This window comes from Peribacillus asahii, assembly GCF_003570725.1.
GTDB lineage: Bacteria > Bacillota > Bacilli > Bacillales > DSM-1321 > Peribacillus > Peribacillus asahii.
Genome location: NZ_QWVS01000029.1, coordinates 1 through 26,102, shown reverse-complemented (window position 1 = coordinate 26,102; position 26,102 = coordinate 1). Strand labels below are relative to the sequence as shown.

At 37.2% G+C, this 26,102-nt stretch carries 16 protein-coding genes and 7 pseudogenes; 16 read left to right on the top strand and 7 right to left on the bottom strand.

What is annotated here, in order from left to right:
* The first annotated feature begins 132 nt into the window (after positions 1–132).
* Both D1953_RS14915 and D1953_RS14910 read left to right on the top strand, forming a co-directional pair.
* Positions 133–555 (top strand): hypothetical protein, encoded by a 423-nt coding sequence (locus D1953_RS14915; RefSeq protein WP_119117982.1) that lies wholly within the window; start codon positions 133–135, stop codon positions 553–555.
* A 47-nt stretch (positions 556–602) separates the two neighbouring features.
* Entirely contained in the window at positions 603–3,035 is a 2,433-nt protein-coding gene (locus D1953_RS14910) for a molybdopterin-dependent oxidoreductase (RefSeq protein ID WP_119117981.1), read from the top strand.
* A gap of 168 nt (positions 3,036–3,203) precedes the next feature.
* Here D1953_RS14910 and D1953_RS14905 read toward each other — a convergent pair whose 3' ends face one another.
* A complete protein-coding gene (locus tag D1953_RS14905) occupies positions 3,204–3,482 on the bottom strand; it encodes a phospholipase D-like domain-containing protein (RefSeq protein ID WP_342769260.1) in 279 nt (92 codons plus the stop codon).
* Positions 3,483–3,651: 169 nt separating this feature from the next.
* Positions 3,652–3,996: pseudogene (locus D1953_RS14900) on the bottom strand (IS6 family transposase); the annotation flags it as partial.
* 694 nt (positions 3,997–4,690) lie between these two features.
* Between D1953_RS14900 and D1953_RS14895 the strand changes: the two are divergent.
* From D1953_RS14895 to D1953_RS21740, 6 genes and pseudogenes are all read left to right on the top strand, one after another.
* Entirely contained in the window at positions 4,691–6,001 is a 1,311-nt protein-coding gene (locus D1953_RS14895) for an aminotransferase class I/II-fold pyridoxal phosphate-dependent enzyme (RefSeq protein ID WP_119117979.1), read from the top strand.
* A gap of 88 nt (positions 6,002–6,089) precedes the next feature.
* Positions 6,090–6,332: pseudogene (locus tag D1953_RS14890) on the top strand (DDE-type integrase/transposase/recombinase); the annotation flags it as partial.
* Positions 6,333–6,460: 128 nt separating this feature from the next.
* Positions 6,461–7,891: a MocR-like pyridoxine biosynthesis transcription factor PdxR gene (pdxR, locus tag D1953_RS14885; protein ID WP_119117978.1), complete on the top strand. Its 1,431-nt coding sequence runs from the start codon at positions 6,461–6,463 to the stop codon at positions 7,889–7,891.
* A gap of 20 nt (positions 7,892–7,911) precedes the next feature.
* A pseudogene (locus D1953_RS14880) lies at positions 7,912–8,384 on the top strand (nitrilase-related carbon-nitrogen hydrolase); the annotation flags it as partial.
* 234 nt (positions 8,385–8,618) lie between these two features.
* A pseudogene (locus D1953_RS14875) lies at positions 8,619–9,608 on the top strand (LLM class flavin-dependent oxidoreductase).
* 232 nt (positions 9,609–9,840) lie between these two features.
* Positions 9,841–9,975: pseudogene (locus D1953_RS21740) on the top strand (IS6 family transposase); the annotation flags it as partial.
* 78 nt (positions 9,976–10,053) lie between these two features.
* Here the strand turns inward: D1953_RS21740 and D1953_RS14865 are convergent.
* Positions 10,054–11,283, bottom strand: a complete 1,230-nt coding sequence (locus D1953_RS14865; protein WP_119117977.1) for a benzoate/H(+) symporter BenE family transporter — start codon at positions 11,281–11,283, stop codon at positions 10,054–10,056.
* Between the two features lie 275 nt (positions 11,284–11,558).
* Between D1953_RS14865 and D1953_RS22205 the strand changes: the two are divergent.
* A pseudogene (locus tag D1953_RS22205) lies at positions 11,559–11,822 on the top strand (dihydrodipicolinate synthase family protein); the annotation flags it as partial.
* Positions 11,823–12,344: 522 nt separating this feature from the next.
* On the opposite strand, the gene qoxD reads toward D1953_RS22205, so the two are convergent.
* From qoxD to qoxA, 4 genes are read right to left on the bottom strand one after another with little or no spacing between them, the layout of a single operon-like run.
* The gene (gene qoxD / locus D1953_RS14855; protein WP_119117976.1) at positions 12,345–12,629 is read right to left on the bottom strand and encodes a cytochrome aa3 quinol oxidase subunit IV; all 285 of its coding nucleotides are present in this window, start codon (positions 12,627–12,629) and stop codon (positions 12,345–12,347) included.
* A gap of 2 nt (positions 12,630–12,631) precedes the next feature.
* The gene (gene qoxC, locus D1953_RS14850; protein WP_119117975.1) at positions 12,632–13,228 is read right to left on the bottom strand and encodes a cytochrome aa3 quinol oxidase subunit III; all 597 of its coding nucleotides are present in this window, start codon (positions 13,226–13,228) and stop codon (positions 12,632–12,634) included.
* Positions 13,229–13,230: 2 nt separating this feature from the next.
* Positions 13,231–15,174 carry a cytochrome aa3 quinol oxidase subunit I gene (gene qoxB / locus D1953_RS14845; RefSeq protein ID WP_119117974.1) on the bottom strand — a complete coding sequence of 648 codons (1,944 nt, stop codon included), beginning with the start codon at positions 15,172–15,174 and terminating at the stop codon, positions 13,231–13,233.
* Between the two features lie 58 nt (positions 15,175–15,232).
* Positions 15,233–16,165, bottom strand: coding sequence for a cytochrome aa3 quinol oxidase subunit II (gene qoxA / locus D1953_RS14840; protein ID WP_119117973.1), 933 nt, complete (start codon positions 16,163–16,165; stop codon positions 15,233–15,235).
* Between the two features lie 1,254 nt (positions 16,166–17,419).
* Here qoxA and D1953_RS22260 point away from each other — a divergent pair.
* From D1953_RS22260 to D1953_RS14805, 7 genes and pseudogenes are all read left to right on the top strand, one after another.
* Positions 17,420–17,683: a transposase gene (locus D1953_RS22260; protein WP_119117971.1), complete on the top strand. Its 264-nt coding sequence runs from the start codon at positions 17,420–17,422 to the stop codon at positions 17,681–17,683.
* Positions 17,684–18,196: 513 nt separating this feature from the next.
* Entirely contained in the window at positions 18,197–18,355 is a 159-nt protein-coding gene (locus D1953_RS21335; RefSeq protein ID WP_182480622.1) for a hypothetical protein, read from the top strand.
* 481 nt (positions 18,356–18,836) lie between these two features.
* Entirely contained in the window at positions 18,837–20,306 is a 1,470-nt protein-coding gene (locus D1953_RS14825; protein WP_119117970.1) for an aminotransferase class I/II-fold pyridoxal phosphate-dependent enzyme, read from the top strand.
* A gap of 126 nt (positions 20,307–20,432) precedes the next feature.
* Complete coding sequence (locus tag D1953_RS14820) at positions 20,433–21,389, top strand: carbon-nitrogen hydrolase family protein (RefSeq protein WP_119117969.1); 957 nt, start codon at positions 20,433–20,435, stop codon at positions 21,387–21,389.
* A gap of 220 nt (positions 21,390–21,609) precedes the next feature.
* A pseudogene (locus tag D1953_RS14815) lies at positions 21,610–21,696 on the top strand (IS6 family transposase); the annotation flags it as partial.
* 85 nt (positions 21,697–21,781) lie between these two features.
* A complete protein-coding gene (locus D1953_RS14810) occupies positions 21,782–22,240 on the top strand; it encodes a hypothetical protein (RefSeq protein WP_142920455.1) in 459 nt (152 codons plus the stop codon).
* A 957-nt stretch (positions 22,241–23,197) separates the two neighbouring features.
* A complete protein-coding gene (locus tag D1953_RS14805) occupies positions 23,198–25,537 on the top strand; it encodes a xanthine dehydrogenase family protein molybdopterin-binding subunit (protein WP_245980170.1) in 2,340 nt (779 codons plus the stop codon).
* Positions 25,538–26,102: the final 565 nt, after the last annotated feature.

The window sequence follows — 26,102 nt, the reverse complement described above, 5'->3', positions numbered from 1 at the left end:
AGAGTAATAGACAGCTTTAAAGCTGCCCATTACTCTATTTATTATGTAATTCTCCAAATGATTGGGGAATCTAGTAAAGAATGTAAGCGCTGCCCGTAGCGTTTTAATTTTTTAAGAAAGAGAGGAAATTTATTGTTACAACTCAAAGAGTTATATTCAGATCTTCAAAACCAAACTGAAAAAGCAATAAAGGAAATAGAAAATTCTGATCACTCGATTGCGATTTTACTTCAAACTATTTTGAGAGAGCAACTGGAAATGATTAAAAAGCTAATGCTTGAGCTTTCAAATGATGGGGCCGAACTAAAGAACATGACAGAATTTCTGACAATTATTTATCATGATAATGAAATAGCCAACCCCACATTCCGAGCATGGAAAAGAGCGGTTGAATGGATGAGCCTTCCCTACCTGGAATCAGTGAGAAATTTGGAGCCTTTGTTCCAGGAGATTAAGACCAACCTTGAACACTCAGCTGCCGAATTGGAAAGGATTTATGGAGCTAAGCAAACGAAGTATATCATTCCTTCTTTTTACATATCTACCCTTCGCTAACAGCAAGATCTTTTTTTCTCAAAACTAATATCCAAGGAGGAAGTTCAATGTCCTGGGAAACTGAAAGAACCGATATAAATGTGTACAGCCAGGGAGATGTTGATAAGTGGGTGTACAGTACTTGTAACATATGCTCAATTGGCTGCGGCTGCTATATTGCTGTGAAAGATGAGAAGATAGTTGGAATCAAGGGGAACAGTGCCCATCCCATTAACAGGGGCAGACTTGGCCCAAAAGGGGAAAATCAGTGGTATGCCAATAATAGCCCCGACCGTCTGTTAACTCCCATGATCCGTGACTCTTCCGGAAAATTGGTTCCTGCTACATGGGATGAGGCCATGAATTTAATTATAAAAAAAGCGAATGACTCTATAAAACAGAAAGGGACGAATAGCATAGCCATTTATTCAACCGGACAAGGTTTTTTAGAGGATTACTACACAATTGCAAAAATTGGCAGGGCCGGCCTTCAAACTCATTTACTGGATGCCAATACCCGGCTTTGTACAGCTACCACCGAATTTTGCCTGCTTCAATCATTTGGGGCGGATGGCAGCCCGGCTTCCTTTGATGACATCGATGAAACTGAAACGCTCATGCTGTTTGGCCATAATGTAGCGGAAACGGGTACAGTACTGTTTGAACGGATTATGGAGCGCAAGAAAAAAACCGGAAAACCGTTCATCATCACGGTTGATCCCAGAAGAACCCTCACGGCAAAGGCAGCGGATATTCATCTTCAGCTTTATCCTGGAACAAATGTGGCTCTTTTAAATGGAATTGTTCATTTGATTTTAAAAAATGGCTGGATTGATCAAAGTTTTATTGATAACCATACAATTGGGTTTCAAGAAATGGCGGAATCGGTAAAATATTGGACCCCGGAGAAAACGTCAGAAGTAACGGGGGTACCTATCGACATACTCCTGCTTGTGGCAGCCCATCTAGGGAAAACTCCATCACTTATCACCACCACTCTGCAGGGAGTCTATCAAAGCGCTGACGCCACAACAGCTTGTGTAGCCATCAATAATATGCATTTGATAAGAGGATTAATTGGCAAGCCAGGCTGCGGACCACTCCATATGGCAGGACAGCCGAGTTCATCCGCCAACCGGACTGTAGGGGGAGTGGGAACTTTTCCAGCACAGCGGAATTCGGCCAATCCGTCACATATACAAGAGATAGCAAGGCTATGGAATATAGATGAAGCGAAACTTCCGGTTGGTCCGGAAAAAGGGATTGAGGAACAAATTGATATGATGGAAATGGGCCAAATCGGGTTCTTTTGGAATATTGGCACCAACCCCATGGTTTCTCTTCCGAATAGACGGCGGGCCAAAGCAGCATTTGAAAAAACATTCGTTGTAGTTCAGGATCCTTTTTTAACTGAGACGGACACCGTTGCGGATGTTGTTCTGCCAACTGCTTTATGGGGAGAAAAAGAGGGAGTTATGGAGAATACAGATCGAACGATTAATTTATTAAGAAAAGCCGTAAACCCTCCGGAAGGAGTAAGAACTGATTTTGAAATTTTGTTGGATTTTGCAAAACGGATGGGCTTAAAGGATCGTGATGGAAATCCGTTAATTGCTTACACAACAACAGAAGAATGCTTTGAAGAGTGGAAAAGTGTCTCTCGTGGCCGTCCTTGTGATATGACCGGGATAACTTACGATAAGTTAGAAAAGTATAACGGACTTCGCTGGCCTGTAAATGAAGAGCATTCTGAAGGTACAACTAGACTATATACTGATTTTAAATTTCCTACAGAAACAGAATATACCCAGAGTTTTACGAAGCATCAATTTACAGGCCGGCCTTTAACAAAAATAGAGTATGAAAGGAAAAATCCAAATGGTCGGGCAATCCTTTATCCAATCACCTATTTGCCACCTGCTGAACAGCCGACAAAAGAGTATCCTATGTGGCTGACAACAGGACGACTTGTTTGGCATTGGCATACCAGGACAAAGACGGCTCGATCACCTCTTTTGCATGTAACTGCTCCCCGAGGATATGTGGAAATCAATGAGGCAGATGCAGAGTTACTTTCTCTTCTTCCCGGAGAACTTATACGTATTTCGTCCCCACGTGGATGGATTGAGGTTCCTGCAAGAATTGGAAATGTGGTACAAAAAGGACTAGTATTTGTTCCATTTCATTTTGGCAGTTGGGAAAGACGGGAAGCTGCAAATGAGTTAACAGCGGATTTTACCGATCCACTATCCAAACAGCCAACATTTAAGCAATCAGCATGTAAAATCGAAAAGTTGCGGACCCAGCATATCGTTACTGAAGAAGATACTTTACAATCGCTGGCTAATCAATATGGCATATCCGTTGATAATTTACAAAAAGCCAACGCATTAATTTCACCCTACGATATTCAAATTGGAAAGATACTTGAGATACCGGCATCAACCATAAATGTACCAATACCACCGTATTTACCAGAGTTGAAGGATGGATCGTTTTAAAAAAGGGATTTTTATCTTTGTGAATAAAAAAGAACTTCTATGAAAAATTTTCCCTTTTTATTTCTTCTCGGGGTTCTAATTTAATTTTCAAAAAAGCCCTCAGATTTGAATCGTCTGAGGGCTTATGGAATGTATTATTATGATTATCTTCAAAATAAAAGTTAATAGCTATAACAGCGGAAAAAGAAGGCGGGCCCCTTGCTGCATTAACCGCTGCGAAGGCGAGCATTGCAATAAATCATCCATTCGCAATGGGACAGAATCACAAAGGTCTTGCTCGAACTGTTCTGGAAGATTCCTTGATACATCTTTACTGTATATGAATTCACATACTTCGTAATTCAAACGCAAACTTCTCATATCATAGTTTGCGGCCCCTATTTCAGTTACTTCCTCATCGATGACCATCGACTTAGCGTGTAGCATTCCTTTGTTATATAAATAAATTTAATCATGAGTTTTCTTTATTAGGGAACAGTTATAGTAAATTGAATATTAAACTAACCGTGTGTGTTAGTTCAACCAGAATTAAGTTATTTCAGGGCTAAACTCATATTTAGTTATGAAATTAAAGGGCTTTTTATATTTACTTATAGTGCAAAATAATACTTAAAATAGATGCAAAATAACTCCTAAAGTGACACTTGAAGAAGCGCTTTGCAGTCTTTTTATCTCTTGTTTTACTGAGATAAAAATCAATCGTATTTCCTTCGAAATCAACTCCACGATACAGATACATCCATTGACCTTTTATTTTGATATTTGTTTCATCGACTCTCCAGAAATCATTTGTTGGCCTAAGATAACGTCGTATCCTTTCATCTAATTTCGATCCATATTGATGAACCCAACGCATAATAGTAGTGTGAGTTATCAATAAGCCACGTTCTTTCATCATCTCCACTAAATTACGAAAACTCAAGTTGTACCGTATGTCCAAGATATAGAGATTAATTGCCATTGTCTTGAAGTTTTTGTACCAGAACCATGAAGCAAATGGAGTGTCTACAATAGTGCCCCATTTGTGTATTTTTTGGAATTCCCATAGTCCCTTTATTTAATACAATCTTATATTTAAGAGTGGATGGTTAAAATACCTGTGAATTGGATGATGGATTTTTTTCCAACGTCATTATTATAGAATATGTTATCAATTAAATTCTTTTTTGGTTGGTAAATAGTTAGCTATATTTAAAAAAAGGATATTATTTACATTTTTATTATGTTTTAAATTGAACTATCGAGACTTCATTTACCATTTGATTTATAGAAGTTAAACGAAAGGAATCATGGAGATTGCACTTACCACGGTAAAGAACATAAGAATTGAATTATGGAAAGGAACTAATAGGAGAGAGCTTACAAGGTATATATTAATCAAAAATTAAGCCTCGTAAAGCTCTGCAAACACTCTCGGATTTTATATACAGAGCATGATTAATGTGGTACTCGTGCGAATTAGGGCGAATACAAAGGATGTATATGAGAAGCTTTTTACTAAAGGACTTATCGTACGGTACAGCGATGCGAATTACGGAAGTATGTTCGAATTTCAGTTGGTACATCTGAAGAAAGTACTGTTCTAATTGGAGTAATGAGTTCGATTTTACAAGATAATTACTAAAAGCAATTCAAACTATTAGGAGGATGTTACTTTGAATGCTCTAGCTGAACAATTAAATGAAGCAATAAAAAACGAAAATCCATTCACATATAACATGCTGTCAGATCTGGGAAAGAAATTGTATTATCCAAAAGGAATTTTGAGTCAAAGTGCTGAGGCAAGCAAAAAAGCTTATCGTTTTGATGCGACAATTGGGATTGCGACAGAGAATCATGTCCCAATGCACTTTCAACATATACAAAAGCATTTTATAGGGTACGCACCGGAAGAGATTTATTCATATGCGCCACCAGCTGGAAAGCAAGCGTTAAGAGAACTATGGGAAGCGAAATTATTGGGAGATAATCCTTCGTTGCAAACACGGAGTTTTGGGCTACCTATTGTTACAAATGCTCTTACACATGGGTTGAGTATTACGGCAGATTTGTTTGCAAACACAGGGGATTCTGTAATTGTACCTGATAAATATTGGGGAAACTATCAATCCATCTTCCATATCCGAAGAGGGGCCAACTTATTGACTTATCCGCTCTTTAATGAAAATGGGTGCTTCCATACAGACGCCCTTAGAAGCATTTTGTTGAAACAGAAATCGGAAGGGAAGGCTATTGTATTGCTGAATTTCCCGAACAATCCGACGGGTTACACACCTCATAGGGAGGAGATGGAAGAGATTATTTCTGCTCTATATGAAGCGGCTCAAGAAGGCATCAATATTGTAGCGATTTTAGATGATGCCTATTTTGGATTATTTTACGAAAACTCTGTTAAAGAATCTTTATTCGGTCAATTAGCCGGCTTGCATCCAAGGATATTGCCTATCAAGGTAGATGGAGTAACGAAGGAAAGCTATGTCTGGGGACTGAGAGTCGGTTTTATTACGTATGCTTCTCAAAGTTCAATCATCTTGGATGCATTGGAACAAAAAACAAAAGGCCTAATAAGGGGAACGGTATCAAGTGGATCTCATTTATCTCAAACGGTCATTTTACATTCTTTGAAATCGGCTGAATTTGAGTGGGAAAAACAACAAAAGTTTGAACTGATGAAGCAAAGAGCTAGTAAGGTAAAAGAGATATTAAATCAGGAGAAATATGAACAGTACTGGTCGTATTATCCGTTTAATTCCGGTTATTTTATGTGCTTAAAGCTGAAACAGATAAATGCGGAAGACCTTAGAATCCATTTATTAGACCGATACGGGATAGGTGTTGTTGCTATCAATTCTACGGACTTAAGAATTGCTTTTTCTTGCGTAGAAGAACAAGACATAGCAGAACTATTTGACCTTATTTATCAAGGGGTCAAGGATTTAATAGAGTCTAATATAATGGGGGAATAGGAGTGAGGGCAGTATGGATCAAGCAGCCTAAACTCTAGAAGGTTGGTATTGTTTACAAGATTTCCGCAAAATCAATTGCCTGAGTTGCATGCCATCAGGCATGCAACTCAGACAAAAGAAGTATTTCAATAATAACGTAGAACAGAATCATCGTTTTATCAAGAAATATGTTCGTTCTAGGTTATTATTGAAATCCTTTCGTACAGCCACTTACATACTGAGTGGCATAGAAACGATGCATATGATTAAAAAGAATCAGGTTCATCCAAGGGAGAAGTCTTCCCAAAATGAAGTGGCATTCATACATGGACTGTTCAGGATAACCACCTAAGGAGTTATCTAAAAGTAGGCTTACCACTTTTTTTCATTCTTCTTGGTGTTTGCACCAGAATCATTTTTAATATACTAAGATAAATGTCTTACAAATAATAACGTGAATCAAAAGGATGGATCATATATATGGATTGGAAACTTAACCGTAATGCAAAGAAGCCTATCTATAAACAAATTGCCGAATATATCGAGAGTGGAATAGAGGATGGAACGTTTCTACAAGATGTACCATTACCTTCTGAACGTGCTTTAGCCAATCAATTACAAGTAAACAGAAGTACGGTCGTAGCAGCTTATGATGAGTTGGAGGCTAATGGATTAATTGAGAGGAAAAAAGGGAGTGGAACGACAATTAGTAAAGATATATGGGGGGTGAATCGTAAGCGTGTTCCAAGTTGGAATAGGTATATAGAGGCGGGTTCTTTTTTACCTAATGTACCTGTAATACAAAGAATTCGCAAAGAAATGACGGAACATAAGCTAATCAATTTAGCTAGTGGAGAATTGTCAGAGGACTTGTTTCCTGTTCGATCTTTAAGAGAAATGATGTCTGAGAGATGCCTTGTTGGAGGATTAGGATATGACCACCCGCAAGGCAACCAACATTTAAGGGAAACCATTGTTTCTCATGTAAGAGAGTATAGAAAAATAGACAGCAAGCCTTCTTCTATTCTTATTACTTCCGGGGCACAGCAAGCGTTATATCTTGTTGTTCAATGTCTATTGAAGCCTGGAGATGCTGTTGCGATTGAAAATCCATCATATAGTTACAGTCTTCCTATTTTTCAATCGGTTGGTGTAAGAACCTTTGATTTACCCTTAGACAAGCATGGTATTAACCCGGAGGATATCGTATCTCTTTATAAAAAACATCGTATTAGAATGATTTTTTTAAATCCTACTTTTCAAAATCCTACAGGAACGCTGCTTCATTCGAATAGGCGCAAAAGAATATTAGAGATTTCATCTGAATATGGAATACCTATTATTGAAGATGATCCCTATGGTCTAACAGCGTTTAATGGAGAAGAGATCCCTACTCTAAAATCAATGGATGAAAATGGGAATGTTCTATATATTAGTTCCTTATCAAAGATTGTTGCTTCTGGCTTAAGAATTGGCTGGATTATTGGTCTGAATTCTGTTATTGAAAGACTGTCAGATGCCAAACAACAAATTGATTTTGGTCACGGTACATTTAATCAGTGGATTACAAATGATTTTCTTAGTTCTGATTATTTTCATTCGCATATTTCTTCTTTAAGGAAGCAACTTGAAAGAAGAAGAAATCAAATGGTTGTTAGTCTTAAACGGTATTTAGATAAACAGGTTGATTTTCATATTCCAGAAGGCGGCATTCATTTATGGTGCAAGGTTAGGGGAGAGTTAAATGAGATGCAATTGCTGGAGGAATCAATTAAAAGAGGGGTAATCTATGCCCCAGGATCAACCTTGGGATCTCAAAAAAACTATATCCGCTTTACTTTCGCTAGAGAAAGGGAGGATATGATTGACGAAGGTATAAAACGATTTGCAGAGGCTTTGAAAAGCGTATAAATGTTATTTGTCAAGTACCGGATACTCCATACGGAAATAGGGGCACTAATTTGTTGGGAAAACTATATGCCGCTTGCTCGGGCGGCAATGTATGCTCAAGGTGTTCAATTTATATTGCTCCAACTGCAGATGCAAGGGAGACGTGGCAGTCGACTATTCGCCACATTGCAATATGGAAGGAAGATGCTTTGTCTTGTCCTGTAATCAATATGTAACGAAAGATATGTATCCTAAGGATTTAGCTTGTTATGCTGATCTTGAATCTTCTCCAGAAGTGATGTGTACTGGTGGAAGCGCTATTGTTGCCCAATGGGAGATTATGTAGCAGAACCTGTTTAGGGAAAAGAAGAAATACTTCTTGCTGACCTTGATATGAAACAAATAGCTTATAGTCAATTTGACTTCGATCCTACAGGGCATTATGCAAGACCTGATATATTTTAAGCTGGAAGTAAACAGGGAGAAACAGGAGAGTATTGAGTGGAAGAAGTAACCTAGTTATTACTTTTAGAATAAAAAGTCGTTTTCAATACTACGAAAACGGCTTTTTTCTATCTTTCTTAAGGAATAAAAAAACGACCTTCATCTTAAAAAGTCACTCATCGTTAACTGTTCATAGAAAATTGAATGTTGAAGCCATGAACTGTCCCATTAGCCAACCATACTATAACTTCATAGCACTATAGATAATGAAAGACTTTCGTTCTTTCATGAGCGTTGAAGAAGGTTGAATCAACAGCAAATGTTTCAAAAGGTACTTAACTAGGCCATTTTCGCTGAAAAAATTAGCTTTGATGGCTACGGTATAGGAGAGAGGCATGGAGAACCCTTCTTGTCTCTTCGCCTACGGTGATTCTTGGAGCAATTGCAGCAAAAACATCAACGATTCAGTTGCTAACGATTGTTACCGTTTTGAGCATTCTGGATTCAGTTCGTGTGGCAGAGGATTACGCTACGCTAGATCATCTTTCAGGTGGGAGATTAGAGATGATCATTGGTAAAGGAAACGACCCGCGTCATTATCGACTTTTTGGCATTACTGAGGAAGAACAGTGGGAATCCCTCGATGAGCGATATCATCTTCTTAAGCGCTTATGGAATGAAGAGAATGTAACGTGGATAGGAAAATATCGAACACCATTAAATAATGTAACGACTCAACCAAGACCATTTCAACAACAGATTCCGATATGGCATTGCAGTGCTTCAAGTAAGATTTCGACTGAACTGGTAGTGAAAAGTGGAGAGCCAATTTTCTCATCAAATACCTTCCATCCAATGGAAAAGTATAAAGAATTGATTGAACATTACCGTGAACGTTTAGCTTATTACGGTCACAATCCTGAAACTGCAGTTGTGGAATCAGGGGCTAGAGGCTTGTATTTAGCTAATACAACTGAGGAGGTCATCAAAGGCTATCGTCCTTACTATGATGCTTACAATCATACAGAACCAGCGAAGTACAATCAGTCACCATTCGTATACCGATAATATTAAGAACGGTCCAGCTTTAGTAGGCACACCTGATCAAGTGATTGAGAAACTGTTAAAATAACATAAGGCATATGGACATCAAGTTCAAAGTATTAGTATAGAAGGATTAGGAGAAGCTGAGCAGCGTGAACAGCTCGAGAGATTTGTTACTGAAGTTATACCAGTGCTTCGTCGCGAGATTCCAAGTACGATATGGGAAGACAAACAGTCAACATTGGTTTAAGGTGGTCATAAAAGGTACTGGGTGATATTCAACATTTGAATTGCTCACCTGGTGCCTTTTATTTGCATGAGTTTTCGGGAGGAGTGTATAGTTTGTTTTTGTGCAGGGGAAAGTCAGGTTCAAGCATTTTTAGATAAGGGGAAGCAATGCGGAAAATCTTTAGCATATCACAACACAACTGAGGACCTAAATACTTTACTTTATTTTTGAAAGTGGTAGAAAATGAGGCTGTTATGAAACAGTGACTTTTATATTGAGTGGCGTTGAAGGCATGCATATGATGAAAAAAAGACAACTTCACCCACAGGTGAAGTCTATACAAAATAAAGTTGGATTCATACATCAATTATTTGGAATTACATCATAACCTGTCATTGAACAGTCCGTGTAGGTTCTATGTCTCTATCAAATAGTTTTTACACCAGAGATTATATCTAGACCTTAGTTAAGCCGTTTTGTTCGACTTTTCTCTATTTTTTTCTATCGTATTACTTTCTATATATCGAGCAATGAATGAACCTACAAGTAAGGACCAAACTGGAGCACTAATATTTAAAAATGTAATACTGGATAAAGCAATAATAAACGCAAATACAGTGCTAATTTTCATTGTATGTTTTGAGAAAGCTTGATGCAAACTATTTCCAAATACGCTTAGAAGAGAAAATCCAAGAATTATTGAAATGAAATCTTTTGGTAAGGATTGAATAAGCGGAATAAGTTTCCAAGAGAATAAACCGAAAACTAGAAGGAGAACACCCGCCACTACAGCCCCCATGTATCTTTTTTCCTTTGGTCCTGCCTCTTCATCTGAACAGATTACAGTTGCCATTCCAGCAATATTTGCGGATTGACCTCCAAAAAAACTCGATATTATTGAAAAAAGTCCGCTTAAGGAAATAATTTGTTTTATTGGGGTCCGATAATTATTTTGTTTCAATGCACCAATCGCAACCGCTCCATCATTACTTAAAATGAGAAGAGCAAGAGGGATAGATACAGAAAGGAAACTTAATATATTAAACTCAGGTAACTGAATTTCGGGCATAATCACTCCAGATGTCCATTGAATGGTCTTCAATGGATAAAACAGGCTCAATACAATAACCCCAATTATAATCGCTGCAATCACAGGCGGAACTTTTAGCTTCCACCTACTGAAAATAAAATAGGTGATTAAAGAAATAAATCCGACTATTAAAAGATTGTTGATGGAAAAAATAAAATTCACCATATAGTTTGTAACCATTCCTGCCAGCATTGCAGAAATTATTTCTTTAGGCACTAACTTAATCAATTTTGAGAAAAGACCTAGATATCCAATAAGTACCATTAAGATACCTGAGATTATATATGATCCAATTAATTCATGATAGGTAAACTGCGATGTCATCGTTGTGAGAAATGCAACCCCAGTAAGTGTATGGCCACCAACTATCGGTATCCGACTATACATAGGAAGAATAATCCCGAATAACCCTCCAAATACATAAACTGTAAATATCCATAGAATCGTCTGTACAGTACTGAAGTTTCCGTTTGAGGATGCTTCCAATATAAGAGCGGTTGGTCCTGTAATAACAAATATTGCCGCTACCATACCTGCCGAAATATTTTTATGATTTAAATCTTTTAAAAATAATGGATGCTCTTTATTTCCAGGAATACTATTCATATGTGCCCACCCCCTTTCTAATTTGTATTTTGACCTTATGCGATTAGACCCATATAAGTTACTTTTCATCATAAAAGATTTAACAATTTTTTAACCATCCAATCAAACGTTTTTTTTATCATCCATTCCCACTTGATAATGATTACTTTCATAATTTTTTTAATTGGATGGCAATAAATCTGTTGATGTGAATCATGAATAATAATTTTGAGTAACCTTGGAAGAATACTACCAGTGATGGTTACACCTTTTAATAGCGAGCTTATTATAATAAACGGCCTCAAGAAGGTTTATTTCAGCTTTTTAAGACTATATCAAATCATACAAATCTTTCAATCATACTTTGTGATATTCCAGAAAGAACTTCTGTTAATCCATCAATCTACACAATAATTCGTTTATCCAATTTTCATAATATTATTGTTTTTAAAGAGGCAAGTGGTAATTTTTTTAACATTGCCTCAATAATACAAAAGGTTCCTTTAGAATTTAAGATTTACTCCAGGAATGCTAGTTTAGCACTTCTCTACGCATTATAGGTGGTCATGGAGTTATAAGTATGTTAGTCGTATTGTAGGATTAAAATGAAGATGATATTTACATCTTTCTTAAAAGGTAAAGTAGATGAAGCTGCAGACATGCATCGCAAGCTGCTTCCAATCCTTTTATTACAGCGAACCCCATTCGCGCTATAAATGTAAGAGATTCCTGTGGGTTCAGTACGATTGCCATTTGTGCCTATAACTGATGGTAAAGTGAAGATTATTAATACTTCTATTGAGTGTTTTTGTAAAAAACTCCTGCGTGGTGGGGAAGATTTCTTATTTCTTTATGTTAGAGTAAACATTCATTTTCATATACATGTAAAGATTTAAATACAGAAACACTTGAAAAATACAGAAGTTGCAGAAATAAACAGAATTATTGATATATAAAATAGAAAAACCCTTGCTATAGCAAGGGTTTTTGGTCATAATACTAATTCAAAAGGATTTTTTATTAGCGTATCATTTTTTGTGAAAAGCACTTCCATCATAGAGAGTGCCTAGCATAACACTCTTTTATATATAACCCCAGATCATGCAAAGCAATGTACCGAAGACGGTAACGAGAGCAATGGCTAATGCATAATAGATGTTTGTATAAATAGCCCCTTTATCCTCGGTTTCACTTGCATGCATAAACACGACAAGTTGAAGTCCTGCTTGCAAGAATGCAGTAACTAAAAGAACGGTCATCCCTGTAGCAAAAGACATATTTGAGAAATATACAGTTACTGCAATGAATGTTAGAATCATTGAGAAGGCAAAGCCCATTACCTGTTTAAGAGGTAATAATTCTTTCATTGTTACATCATTCCTTTCAAGTAGACGAAGCTAAAGATAAAGATCCAAACAACATCTAGAAAATGCCAGTAAAGAGAGAAAATGAAAGATTTGTTGGCTACTTCTGGGGTTAACCCGCGACTTTTAAGTTGCCCAATAATAAACAGTCCCCAGAAGATACCAAATGTAACGTGCGCTCCATGTGTCCCTAATAAAGTTAATAGAGCAGCCGTAAATGCACTAGTTTGTAGTCCAGCACCAATATGAACATAGTGTATAAACTCATAGACTTCAAGACTTAAGAATCCTAAACCGAGAAGAAGAGTAAGAACAAAATAGACGTTCATAGCTTTTTTGTTACCCAATCGCATAGCATGAATGGCTAACCCAATTGTAAAGCTACTTGTTAAGAGGAGCATTGTTTCAAGCAATATAGGTGTTATTTCGAAAATATCTGCACCAGTTGGGCCGTTACCAGTCCGATTAACTAAAGTAAAATAACCTGAAAAAAGCGTCGCAAAAAGCATAATTTCGGCCCCAAGAAAAACCCAAAATCCTAAAATATTCATTTGATTTTGATGTGTACTATATTCAAGTGGCAGCGAGTGATTGATTTTCATTATTAAACACCTCGCAATTTCGTTTCAGTTTCTTCGATTTCTTTAACAGAGATATAACGTCCGTAATCTTTTTCCAATGAACGGTGCCCGAGGCAAATAAAGATTCCAATCGTTGTAATAATAGCAGGAATCCACATACCAAACACGAATGAAAAACCCCATGCAAAGAAAATACAGGATAGGATAAACGGAATACCACTATTATTTGGCATATGAATTTTTTCATATTTGCCAGGGAATAATACATGATTATTATACTTAGAGTCCCAAAGCGCATCAGTTGACGTAACATGTGGCACAATGGCAAAGTTATATTCCGGTACGGGACTATGAGTAGCCCATTCAAGTGAACGTGCATCCCAGGGATCCGAACTAATATCTCTGGAAGCATACCTAGTACTGTAGTAAATGTTGTAAACAATTAAAACAAATCCAATCGCTAGACCAATTGCTCCAATAAACGAAATCATATTCCATATTCCAAAACCAGTAGACTCAGAGTATGTGTACATTCGGCGAGCTTGTCCATCTAAACCAGAGAAAAACATCGGCATGAATGCTAATAAAGTACTCATGGAGATGATCCAAGCAGTCCATTTTCCAATTTTTTCATCAAGAATAAAGCCAAACATTTTTGGCCAGTAGTAATGGAGACCAGCAAGCATACCAAATACTACACCTGGAATAATAACCATATGGAAGTGGGCTACTAGAAACATCGTATTATGATATTGATAGTCAGCCGCTGACATTCCGAGCATAACTCCAGTAACTCCCCCTATTGTAAAAATCGGAATAAATAGCAAGGAATAAAGCATCGCAGTAGTAATAACAATTTTTCCTCTCCAAAGCGTAAACAGCCAGTTAAAAATTTTAACCCCGGTCGGCACGGCAATGGCCATTGTAGTAATCGAGAAGATACTGTTGGTTAGAGCTCCTTGTCCCATTGTAAAGAAATGGTGTGTCCAAACCAAGAATGAAAGGAATGAGATGATCAACATAGAGCCAACCATTGATTTATATCCATACAGGTTTCTTCCAGAAAAGGTAGAAATAATCTCACTGTATATTCCAAAAGCCGGTAAAACTAAAATGTATACTTCAGGATGTCCCCAAATCCAAAAGAAGTTGGCCCAAAGCATATCTATACCGCCATTTGTTGACGTGAAAAAATTCGTTGCAAATAGTCGATCCATAGTTCCCATAATAAGTGCCACCGTTAATACAGGAAAAGCAAAAACAATGATAATATTAGTTACTAACGCAGACCAAGTAAATATCGGCATTTTCATTAATGTCATACCAGGTGCTCTCATTTTAAGAATCGTGGTAATCATGTTAATACCAGTCATTAATGTACCAAGTCCAGAGATCTGCAAAGCGAACATATAATAATTTGTTCCTACTGATTCACTAAATTCGTTATTAGCAAGTGGGAAATAAGAAGTCCAACCTGCATCTGGAGAACCACCAATGACAAAAGAGATGTTTATTAGCATCGCACCCATAAAGAATAACCAAAAACTTAGTGCATTTAACCGTGGAAATGCCACATCACGGGCTCCAATTTGCAATGGAACTATATAGTTCATGAAAGCCATAATAAAAGGCATAGCCATAAATATGATCATAACAGTCCCATGAGTGGTGAAAACTTCGTTATAATGCTGAGCATCCAACAGTTTGTTGTCTGGTACAGCCAGTTGGGCTCGTATCATAATTGCATCTGCCCCACCACGGAAAAGCATGAGTAATGCAGATATTAAATACATGATTCCGATATGTTTATGGTCTACAGTTGTTAACCATTCACGCCAAAGATATCCCCACTTTTTAAAATAAGTTAAGCCGGCAACAATTGCGATAACAGTTAGACCGATTGCAACCATTGATGCATAAATGGCAGGACTTGGATGAGGGATTGCAAAACGTTCAAAGAACTCCATTCTTTGTGACTCCTTTCGGGATTGTTGTATTTTTTACAATTCTAATTTTCCAATCAGCTTAATGGCTGTTATGGTTAAAATTCCCATCATCAGAATTAGAAGGTTGACCGGAAGAGTGATTGTTAGAATCATTCGATTTAGAAGATCCATGTTGGTGTCCCCCATTTTCACCTTCTGGTGCAGGCAGGAAAGTCAAATGTGTTCCAGTGTATGTTGATTGACCAACATGCCCTGGTTCCAACAAGGCCTCAAATTTTTCCTTTGTTAATGGTTCAGCTGTTTCTTTCACTTCTTTTACCCATTGATCAAATTTGTCCTGGGTCATTGCCGTAACATTGAAAGTATTCTCCGCGAACCCTTTACCATTAAAATTTGCATTTCGTCCCATAAATTCACCAGGGGCGTCTGCAGCTAAGTGTAATGTGTTAACCATGTCCGCCATCGCGTATTTTTGTCCTCCAAGTTGTGGAATCCAAAAACTTGTAATCGGTCCGTATGAATATAGTTTAAATTCAAGTGGACGACCTGCTGGTATATATAAATAGTTTACTGTTTCAATATCTTCTTCAGGGTAGCTAAAATGCCATTTCCAATTTGAAGTAGATGCGTAAATAATGAGTGGTTCCTTATCTTTATATACTGCCGGTGTTGATTCCACTTTATAGTTGCTTTGAACAGAAACAATTGACAGGAATATAACGATTAATACCGGAATCCCGACACATATGGCCTCGACGAGAATACTGCCCTCAATGTATGGTGGGCGATAGTCTGGTCTTTGTTTAGATGTATGATATTTCATTAACATATAAGCTAGGATTGCGAACACGATTATCACTATAAAGGACATAATCCAGATTGATAACATGATATCCTTAGCTTGTATTTGAGCTTGAGGCCCTTTTGGATCAAAAACTAACAAAGGTTCACATCCTGCTAATATAACGGCCATACTCAAACTTGCGGTTAAAATAGCCCATTTTTTTTTCATGGACAAACCCCTTTCTATGATCTTGAAGTTTCATAGACTAATAATAATGAGTTAATATGTTGCTTGATTCACAATTGAGTTTTATATTAGTTGCGCAAATTTAAAAAGGCAAGAGAACGTGATTTTTGTCACAAAGTATTCAAGAAAGTAAAAAAAATTTTTGAGTTAGATTTAACTGATTTCATGTGAATTAATCTATATTTCATCGGTAATTGAGTGTAAAAAGAGATATAAATAATAACGTTGAGAAGGGATTGGATGATTAAAACAATTGTTAAATGGATGGTTATTTATTAATACAATTACCTTATAATATATTTATTATAAGTAATTAATTTACAAAAAAGATAATTACTAACATATAAGTATGCAGTACATTGCGGCTTACTTAATCCTATTTCAATTCATGCTATAAATAAAACGTGTTAGAGGTGGAACATGAAGGTTATGTATGCTTTGGTAATCATAATTGCAATAATCTCTATTGTTTCAACACTATTAATTGCGGGGAAAGGTGACGATAACTATAGCAGCTCAACAAAAAGAAATCTTACAAATCTAACTTTAATTTATGTTGTCATTATTGCCTTGGCTGTAACTGCCCTTGGGGTATATATTTGGTTTATTTCTTAGCCGATTATGTGACTTTTCAACCTATTGTTGTAACGATAGGTTATTTTTTGTCTAAGTTTTGTTTTTAATAAAAGGTATAGCAGATTAAAAATAATGAGTAGGAAAATAACAATTGGTTTGACGCTTCAATTTGATAATGAGGACGTGGTATATGGGGGGTGGAAGTTGGAAGCTAAATCGAAATGTAAAGACATATGGGAATTATTAAAAAGTATATTCCAAGCTGGAATATGTATAGTGAGAAAGGATTGTTTTGCCTAATTTAACTGTTACCCAAAAGATACGAAAAGAAGCGATGGAACATAAACGGATTAGCTAGCGGGGAATTGTCGCAAGTCTTTGTTATCCTGAAAAACAATCAAAATCAGTTGTAATAGCTTCTTAAAATGTTGACTTCTTAAATAGAGCAGAAGGAAAGTGGATGTCCAAAAAGTTATTACTTTTAGGATATGTTATATCCAGAAATAACCACAAAAAAAGATAAAACAAAAAGCTAATTCAAAAGGTTTTTATTAACGACTTTTTGAGTCAGCTTTTTTATTTTAAATGTGAAATAAGAAATATCCTGAGGTGACGATAATACTTTCGAAACATAATTCCATTTAACGAGGTTCAATTGAAATGATTGCTTTAAATCCACTGGTGCCCGCGAACCACTCGGTCCGAAAAATAGAGGAGGTAATTGATTTATCTTTCATCTATGACTTGGCGAAAGATATGTATTCAGAAATAGGTCGTCCAAGTGATTCAGAGAATAGGTATTATGTGAAGGATGAACATACAAAACAGTTTACTTGTTCCCTTTATGTGGTCGTGGAATGTAAGGGTTTTGTGCTTGGAGCGATTGTAATACCGGGTAACATACATAACAGTCGTATCTTTTAGAACTATTAACTGAACAAGTAATTCAGAAAGTTGGAAAGCCTGAAACTGTTGCCCCAAATGTAGTTTATAAAATTCCTGTGATTATGAAATACTTAGTAGATAACAGAATGTTCTTCCGAAAACATGAATATATGCGTTTGATAATATTAAAGAGACTTAAAAAGTTATCGATGCAGCCGATGCCTACTTTCACTGCGATGAATATAAAGAAAATGACTAAGTAAACTTTGGGAGATCCACTATCATTATTTTTGAGGTTTCTATAACTTCATGATATTGTCATGGTTGTTTCTTTTTATTTTTAAAAAATGGATGGCTAAAAAACCATCTGATTGGCTGGTTATAAAAATTATAAATCTTTTATTATTAAGAAGTGGATTCTATTAAAAATCCATATATGACTAAATAATAATGATTTGTAGTTAAAGGTGTGAACTGATTCACAATTATCTTTTCACCACTAAATGTTTTTTGTTTTAAATACTAAATTAATTGGAGAAGTAGGCGGGACAGTTGCCTAAAGCTCTCGAGGCAATCTCTGATAGTCTTAATGAGCTTAATTATTATTTTCATACACATGTCATTCAGTTGAAGACAGTTATTGCTTCCTGCGTATTACTGTCCACTAAACAATTAATTATTAAAAATGGGGTAGATGAAACGACTACCTAAATTTTAGGAACCTATCTTGAACCTGAAGATGAGATTATGGTCCCTTCACCATCTTTTAGTGAATATGATTTCGACGCGCATCTGATGGAAGCAAAGTTAGCTCCTGTTCCTTTTGACCATGAGTGCTAATTTCATATTGACAAAATATAAGTTAAAAGAGCTACTTTAAACAATCCCTAATCATATTGCAGTAGTGTTTGATGGTGTGTAGCCATTTTGCAATAAACGAGGGAGTCGGTTTAACTGACTACAACTGATTTTACAAGGAACAAGTTATGGTCTTGTGAAATATACTGCCTAATACTTCCCTACGTGTTTCAGAATGATATATCTGAGAAGTGTAAAGAGGGAAGAAGTCAGTGCCCGTTTTGGAGAATTTGGTTCTTTTTATATCGGACATTATTTATCTAAAGAACACTTTTATCGTCTATTACAACTATGATTGTTATATTTTGCAACATAAGAAAGGGTGCGTGAAAAATTGGTTTGCCAATTTGAAACTCCATTATTTACAGCTTTAACAAAACATGCAGAAAAAAATCCAGTCCAATTTCACATTCCTGGCCATAAGAAAGGAAATGGAATGGATCCTGACTTCAGAGAATTCATCGGTAAAAATGCTCTTTCGATCGATTTAATAAATATAGCTCCCCTGGATGATTTGCATCTTCCGAAAGGAATTATAAAAGAGTCGCAAGAATTAGCCGCCAAAGCATTCGGTGCAGATTATACGTTTTTCTCCGTACAGGGAACAAGTGGAGCTATTATGGCCATGATTATGTCTGTTTGCGAACCAGGTGATAAAATTCTTGTCCCGCGAAATGTTCATAAATCAATTATGAGTGCGATTGTTTTTTCAGGTGCCATTCCAATTTTTATTCATCCTGAAGTGGATTCCTATTTTGGGATCTCTCATGGAATCACACCGGAATCTATTGAAAGAGCATTAATACTACATCCAGATACAAGAGCTGTTCTCGTTATCAATCCAACGTATTACGGTATTTCTGGTGATTTGGAAAAGATAGTGAAAATTGCTCATTCCCGAAATACTCCTGTACTTGTAGATGAAGCACATGGAGCTCACATTCATTTTCATAGGGAGCTTCCATTATCTGCAATGGAGGCTGGAGCTGATATGGCTGCAACAAGTATGCATAAATTAGGTGGATCCCTTACCCAAAGCTCTATTTTGAATTTGCGCGGAAATCTTGTCTCTCATAAGCGTGTACAGTCTGTTTTAAGTATGCTAACAACTACCTCTACCTCTTATTTATTACTAGCTTCATTAGATGTTGCTAGGAAATTGTTGGCTACTGAGGGGCAAGCATTACTAGAGGACACTATTCGAAAAGCAGAAGAAATACGTTCCAAAATAAACCAAATTGATCATTTATATTGTATGGGTCGTGAAATTTTAGAATTTAGTACTGCAGTTACTATGGACCCAACAAAGCTTTTAATATCCGTAAAAGAGTTGGGTATTACTGGATATAAAGCTGAAAAGTGGCTGCGAAACCGATTTAATATTGAAGTTGAATTGTCCGATCTTTATAACATTCTTTGTATTATTACACCGGGTGATTCTGAGGAAAATTTATTTACACTTGTACATGCTTTAAGAGAACTGTCACGGGAGAATAAAGTTCAGATGGATAAAAGGGTAGACAGTTCCGTTCTATTACCTGAAATTCCTTCCCTTGCTTTAGCGCCGCGTGATGCTTTTTATGCTGAAACAGAAGTGATTCCATTTGGACAATCTGCTGGAAGAATCATTGCTGAATTTGTAATGGTATATCCGCCAGGAATTCCAATCTTCATACCAGGTGAGATTATTACAGAGGATAATATAAAATATACAAGAAAAAATATTGAAGCTGATCTTCCTGTTCAAGGTGCGGAAGATAATGAGCTAAAAACAATACGTGTGATAAAGAAAAAGAACAACTAGGATAGATACTAACTCAGTCGCTAAAATAGTTGGATAGTTAAATACAGCATGTATCTAGATGTACTAGAAAGATTATAAAATTCTAGTAATTAAAATATTTATTATCGGTAAAAGGAGGTTTTGTATATGGCAAGTACGGATCAAAGTGTAAGAGTTGCTGTTATTCAAGCCGCATCTATTATTATGGATAAGGATGCAACTATTGAAAAGGCAATCACTCTTATACAACAAGCAAGTGAAAAAGGAGCAAAAATCGTTGTTTTTCCAGAAGCTTTCATTCCCGCATATCCCAGAGGTTTGTCCTTTGGTACTATAATAGGGAGCCGTTCGGATAACGGTAGGAAAGATTGGTATCGATACTGGAAGAACTCAATACCAGTACCCGGAGAAACGACGGATCAACTTGGTGAAGCTGCACGTGAAGCAGGTGTATATCTTATAATGGGCGCAATTGAGAGAGATAGTGAATATAGTGGTGGCACTCTTTATTGTTCTGTATTATTTTTCGGTCCGGATGGAGTATTACTAGGGAAACATCGTAAGTTAAAACCGACTGCAGCAGAACGGATTGTTTGGGGAGAAGGAGATGGTAGTACATTACCTGTATTGGATACTCCATATGGAAAAATAGGAGCACTAATTTGCTGGGAAAACTATATGCCGCTTGCTCGGGCGGCAATGTATGCTCAAGGTGTTCAAATTTATATTGCTCCAACTGCAGATGCAAGGGAGACGTGGCAGTCCACTATTCGTCACATTGCAATGGAAGGAAGATGCTTTGTCTTGTCCTGTAATCAATATGTAACGAAAGATATGTATCCTAAGGATTTAGCTTGTTATGCTGATCTTGAATCTTCTCCAGAAGTGATGTGTACTGGTGGAAGCGCTATTGTTGGCCCAATGGGAGATTATGTAGCAGAACCTGTTTGGGGAAAAGAAGAAATACTTCTTGCTGACCTTGATATGAAACAAATAGCTTATAGTCAATTTGATTTCGATCCTACAGGTCATTATGCAAGACCTGATATATTTAAGCTGGAAGTAAACAGGGAGAAACAGGAGAGTATTGAGTGGAAGAAGTAACCTAGTTATTACTCTTAGAATAAAAAGCCGTACTATGAAAACGGCTTTTTTCTATTAATTAAATAGGAGAGAAGAAAATGAAGAAAATAGTGTAAGTCCGAATTATAAAAATTAAGCATACTTTTGTGAACGTATAGTATAGAAAAAACACGACACAGAAGCCTGTTCTTCCCCTTAGTTAATAGGGACGATGAGACTCCACGTTACCTTGCTTTCGTACATTAATAAAGAACAGATTGATTTACAGGATCAGTCTATCCAAAATCAGAAAGAATTCATCCATCAATTGTTTGGGATTGTAGCATAAGATACCATTCCGCTAGGAATATATGCGCTTTATTCTCTTTTGCTTTATCTTTGCACCAGAACCTTTAAAAGGGTCCTTGGATCAAATGTTGGAGTTTAACAGCGAATTTAAGGAGCCGCTGCCGAAGCGTGAGGTAGAAAGGGTGACCAGAAGCGCTGAGAAGGCCTGGCAAGCAAAGAGTGATGCCAAGGCTAATGAAGAAGCGGTAGCTAAAGGATATCCGGGAGCGGGGTATAACTTAAAAAACTCTACGATTATCAGATGGTTAGAGATAACAACGGAAGAACAGCAGCATTTAAAAACGATTATTGATGGTAATGAAAAGCGTAGAAGAAAGCGTGAGCGGGATAAATTACAGAAGAGCGAAGAACGTAAATCTGTAAGTCGTGAAATGTGTTTGGAGAATGAGAAGGAAAAGACAGAGGATAAGTTATGGCAGCTTAAACAGGCTATGCAACGATATCCTAAAATGTCTAATCGGAAACTAGCTGTGCTATTGTCAGTCAGCGAGTCATATGTCCGTAAATTGAAAATCAATTTATAGATTGAAGCAGGTGCGCACCGGTCCTTGTTCTTATATTATGGGCGATAGCCTGCTTGCTCCATTTTTAAAAAGATTTAAAAGAAGGATCTGATTTATTAGAGATTCATTACTTGCACTTTGTTGGAGGGCAAAGCCTCGGAGCGAGCAGCGGCAGGGGAGAAGGCTATTATTGGTTCTGTCACTATCAACAATACACACACTTAATGTAAGCATTATTGGGGATTTAAAGCTATATTTGAGCGATGAGTTTAACTCAATATTTTTGAATTGACCTCGTTAGAATATATAGAAATAACTATCATCTCTAATAAAGAGACCAATATGAAAATACGCATTTATAATAAATTACATTTTGATGTATTGAGAAGCTACTTAAAAGGATGTTTTCACAATATCAATAGAGTGAACCCTTATTGATATTGTGAAAAATTGTACTTAAACTATAGATTCAATTTAGTGGAACAAGAATTAGCCCGGTGATATAAAGAATTTAGTAGTCATGCAGACAAGAGTGAATGATTGCTGAGGATGTCTATGTGGTTTTGTCCATAGTTATGTTATAACAAGCCTCAATACCACAGGAATCAGAATTAGCGGATATTTACAGTTTAGAAAACTGTAAAATTGCAGAACATTGGGATCTTAGACACATGTATCGATGCAATATTCTAATAAACACCACATTCTGAATGTTCAGGTTTATATTCTTAAGAAATGAAATTTATTAGAGTGTATAAACATTAATGCCTATTTTTTTGTAAAAGAATTATCGGCTTTTGTTATTTAACGTATGATTTCATTGAAATCCCATATTTATAAGGTAGGAGATACACTTGCAAACTTCATCTATATAATTAATCATATGGTCACTTCTATTTAGCTATATTTATGTACACGAATATTAATGCATTGGGAATAGAAAGGTTTCATGAAAAACGAGGGTTAGGAGGGAATTTGTTGGATATAATTGGGAAAGGTGTTATTCGTAAAGACTCGTGGGATAAGGTGACAGGACGGGCGAAATACACGGATGATTACAAATCAGTCGGGATGCTTTCTTGTGCAAAGGTCATTAGTCCATATGGGCACGCTAGGATCACTGCGATTGACACGACAGAAGCATTAAAAATACCAGGTGTTAAAGCGGTTATTGCAGGAGAACATTTTCCACTCACAGGTGAGGCCATTCGTGACCGCCCACCGATTGCTGTTGATAAGGTCCGTTATCACGGAGAACCGGTTGCATTAGTTGTCGCTGATACTCTAGCACAGGCTCAGAAAGCAGCTAACCTAGTTAAGGTCTACTATGAATTATTGCCAGTAGTCAATTCACCTACACAGGCGTTCCAAAAGAATGCTCCCCTCGTCCATGAAAGGTTAGGTGAATACAAAAAGGAGGAAGATTCACACCCGGTTCCGGGAACAAACATTGCAAGCCTTATTAAAATTCGCAAGGGTAATATGGAAAAAGGATGGTCTGACAGTGAGGTAACAGTAGAAGCAAGTTATTCTTTTGCACCTTCGGACCATGCCGCAATGGAAACAAGATGTTCAACGTGTGAGATCTTACCAGATGGAACAATCAATATAATGACTTCGTCTCAGGCACCTTTTATGGTCAAAACACTTATAGCTGATTACTTTGGTGAGGATATAGGGAAAATTGTTGTTCACACGCCGTTTGTTGGAGGAGCCTACGGTGGAAAGGCATCCGTTCAGCTTGAAATACTTGCCTACTTAGCATCGAAAGCTGTTGGCGGCCGACCTGTGAAGGTTTTCAATACCCGTGAAGAGGATATTATTACATCTCCATGTCACATTGGTTTGGATGCAACAGTTAAAATTGGGGCCGACCGCAACGGGAAAATTAAGGCTATGGAAATTCTTTATTTGTGGGATGGGGGTGCCTATTCTGATAAGGCCATTGATGTAACGAGATCAGGGGCAGTCGACTGTACAGGTCCCTACAATGTTGAGAATGTCTGGTGTAACTCATACTGTATGTATACCAACCATCCGTATGCATCCCCCTATAGAGGATTTTCTCATTCTGAGCTGTCCTTTGTAATGGAAAGAACATTGGACTTACTATCACAAAAACTGCAAATGGATCCGCTTGAACTCCGTTTTATAAATGCCATTAGGCCAGGAAATACAACACCGACAAGGGTTCTTTTAAATAAAAGTAATTTAGGAGACTTACCACATTGTATTGAGAAATTAAGACATTTAATCAAGTGGGACGAAGGGTCGATTAAAGAGATAGATGAACGCTTTGTTAGAGTAAAAGGCGTAAGCTGCAGCTGGAAAACATCAACAATTGATACCAACGCTCCCTCGGGTGTTATTTTAACATTTAATCGCGATGGGAGTATCAATTTAATGTCAGGGATTATCGAAATTGGAACGGGAACTAAGACTGTGCTAGCTCAAATTCTCGCCGAGAGACTTAAAATGGATATCAATCAAATTCATGTTCGAATGAAAGTCGATACCGAGACAACGCCAGAACATTGGAAAACTGTTGCCAGCAGGGGGACATTTATGGCAGGCAGGGCTACCTTAAATGCCGCAGACGATGTGATTAACCAATTAAAAGAAGTGGCTTCATGTGTGTTAAGAGCACCAAAGGAAGATCTTGAAGTGGCAAATAGTCGGGTATTTTTGAGGGATGATCCATCCATTGGGCTCCATTTTAAAGATATTGGTTATGGTTATAAGTATCCAAATGGTAACTCTATTGGCGGTCAAATTATTGGCAGAGGAAAATATATATTACGCCATATCACGCATTTGGATCCTGAAACTGGGGCTGGGAAGCCTGGTCCGGAGTGGTCTGTTGCGGCATATGGGGTAGAGATAGAATTCGATCGTAAAGATTATACGTATCGGCTTGTTAATGCTGCAGCGGTGGTGGATGCTGGCAGGGTGATGAATGAAAAAACAGCGTTAGGTCAGGTTATGGGGGCGATGAGTATGGGGCTGGCATTCGCTGGGAGAGAAACCTTTTATTTTGATGATTTAGGGAGGGTGTTGAATCCGCAACTTCGGACGTATCGCCCGCTCCGCTATGGAGAGAATCCTAATTACTTGGTTGGTTTTGTTGAAAATCCACAGATTGATGCACCATACGGAGCCCGAGGAATAGGAGAACTGGGGTTAATGGGAATGCCTGGGGCCCTCGGGAATGCATTGTCTGTGGCCGCTGGTGTTTCGCTTCATAATCTTCCCTTAATTCCAGAATTGATCTGGAAAGCAAAGAAGAGGCAACAAAGTATATCTGGTGGAAAGGAGTAGAGTACCATTTGAACGGCATCATTTGTGATGCCGTTATTTTTCTTATACTGATAAATGTGTCGATAAACATTATGTCCTTCAACTCGGTAAAAGAGATTAGAAACCGAGCTTCAACAAAAGTTGAACGAGCAAGAAACGCCGTAGCCACGCGGCTTTTTTTGTTTCCATAATACATTCAGGAGGTGTTCTGGAAACAATGCATATTATGAAGGAATAGGGATTTCTTCATAACTATTTAAGAGAGTGAATAACGACTCTTAAAACTTTGTGAACATTTATACTTAAAGTAAAGGGGGCTTTTCTGTAATAATAAGGATCAGCGCTTTTTTATTTTAGGGCCAGATTGTGGGTGCGAAATGTTCCTAGCTCAAATGAAATGTGGTTTACACAATTTCGGTAAAGGTTAGGCAGTTTTAGATTTCTAAAACTGAAGGGTTATGTCGAGGAGTCGAATGAGGAGGTAACGCTCGGAAAGGCTCCCCCTGCGTCGAATAGCACTCTGTTTAGTAAGGAAAAGTGTGTTATAAGCTCGGCTAACAGGCTCATAGGAAGCACCTAAATTTGT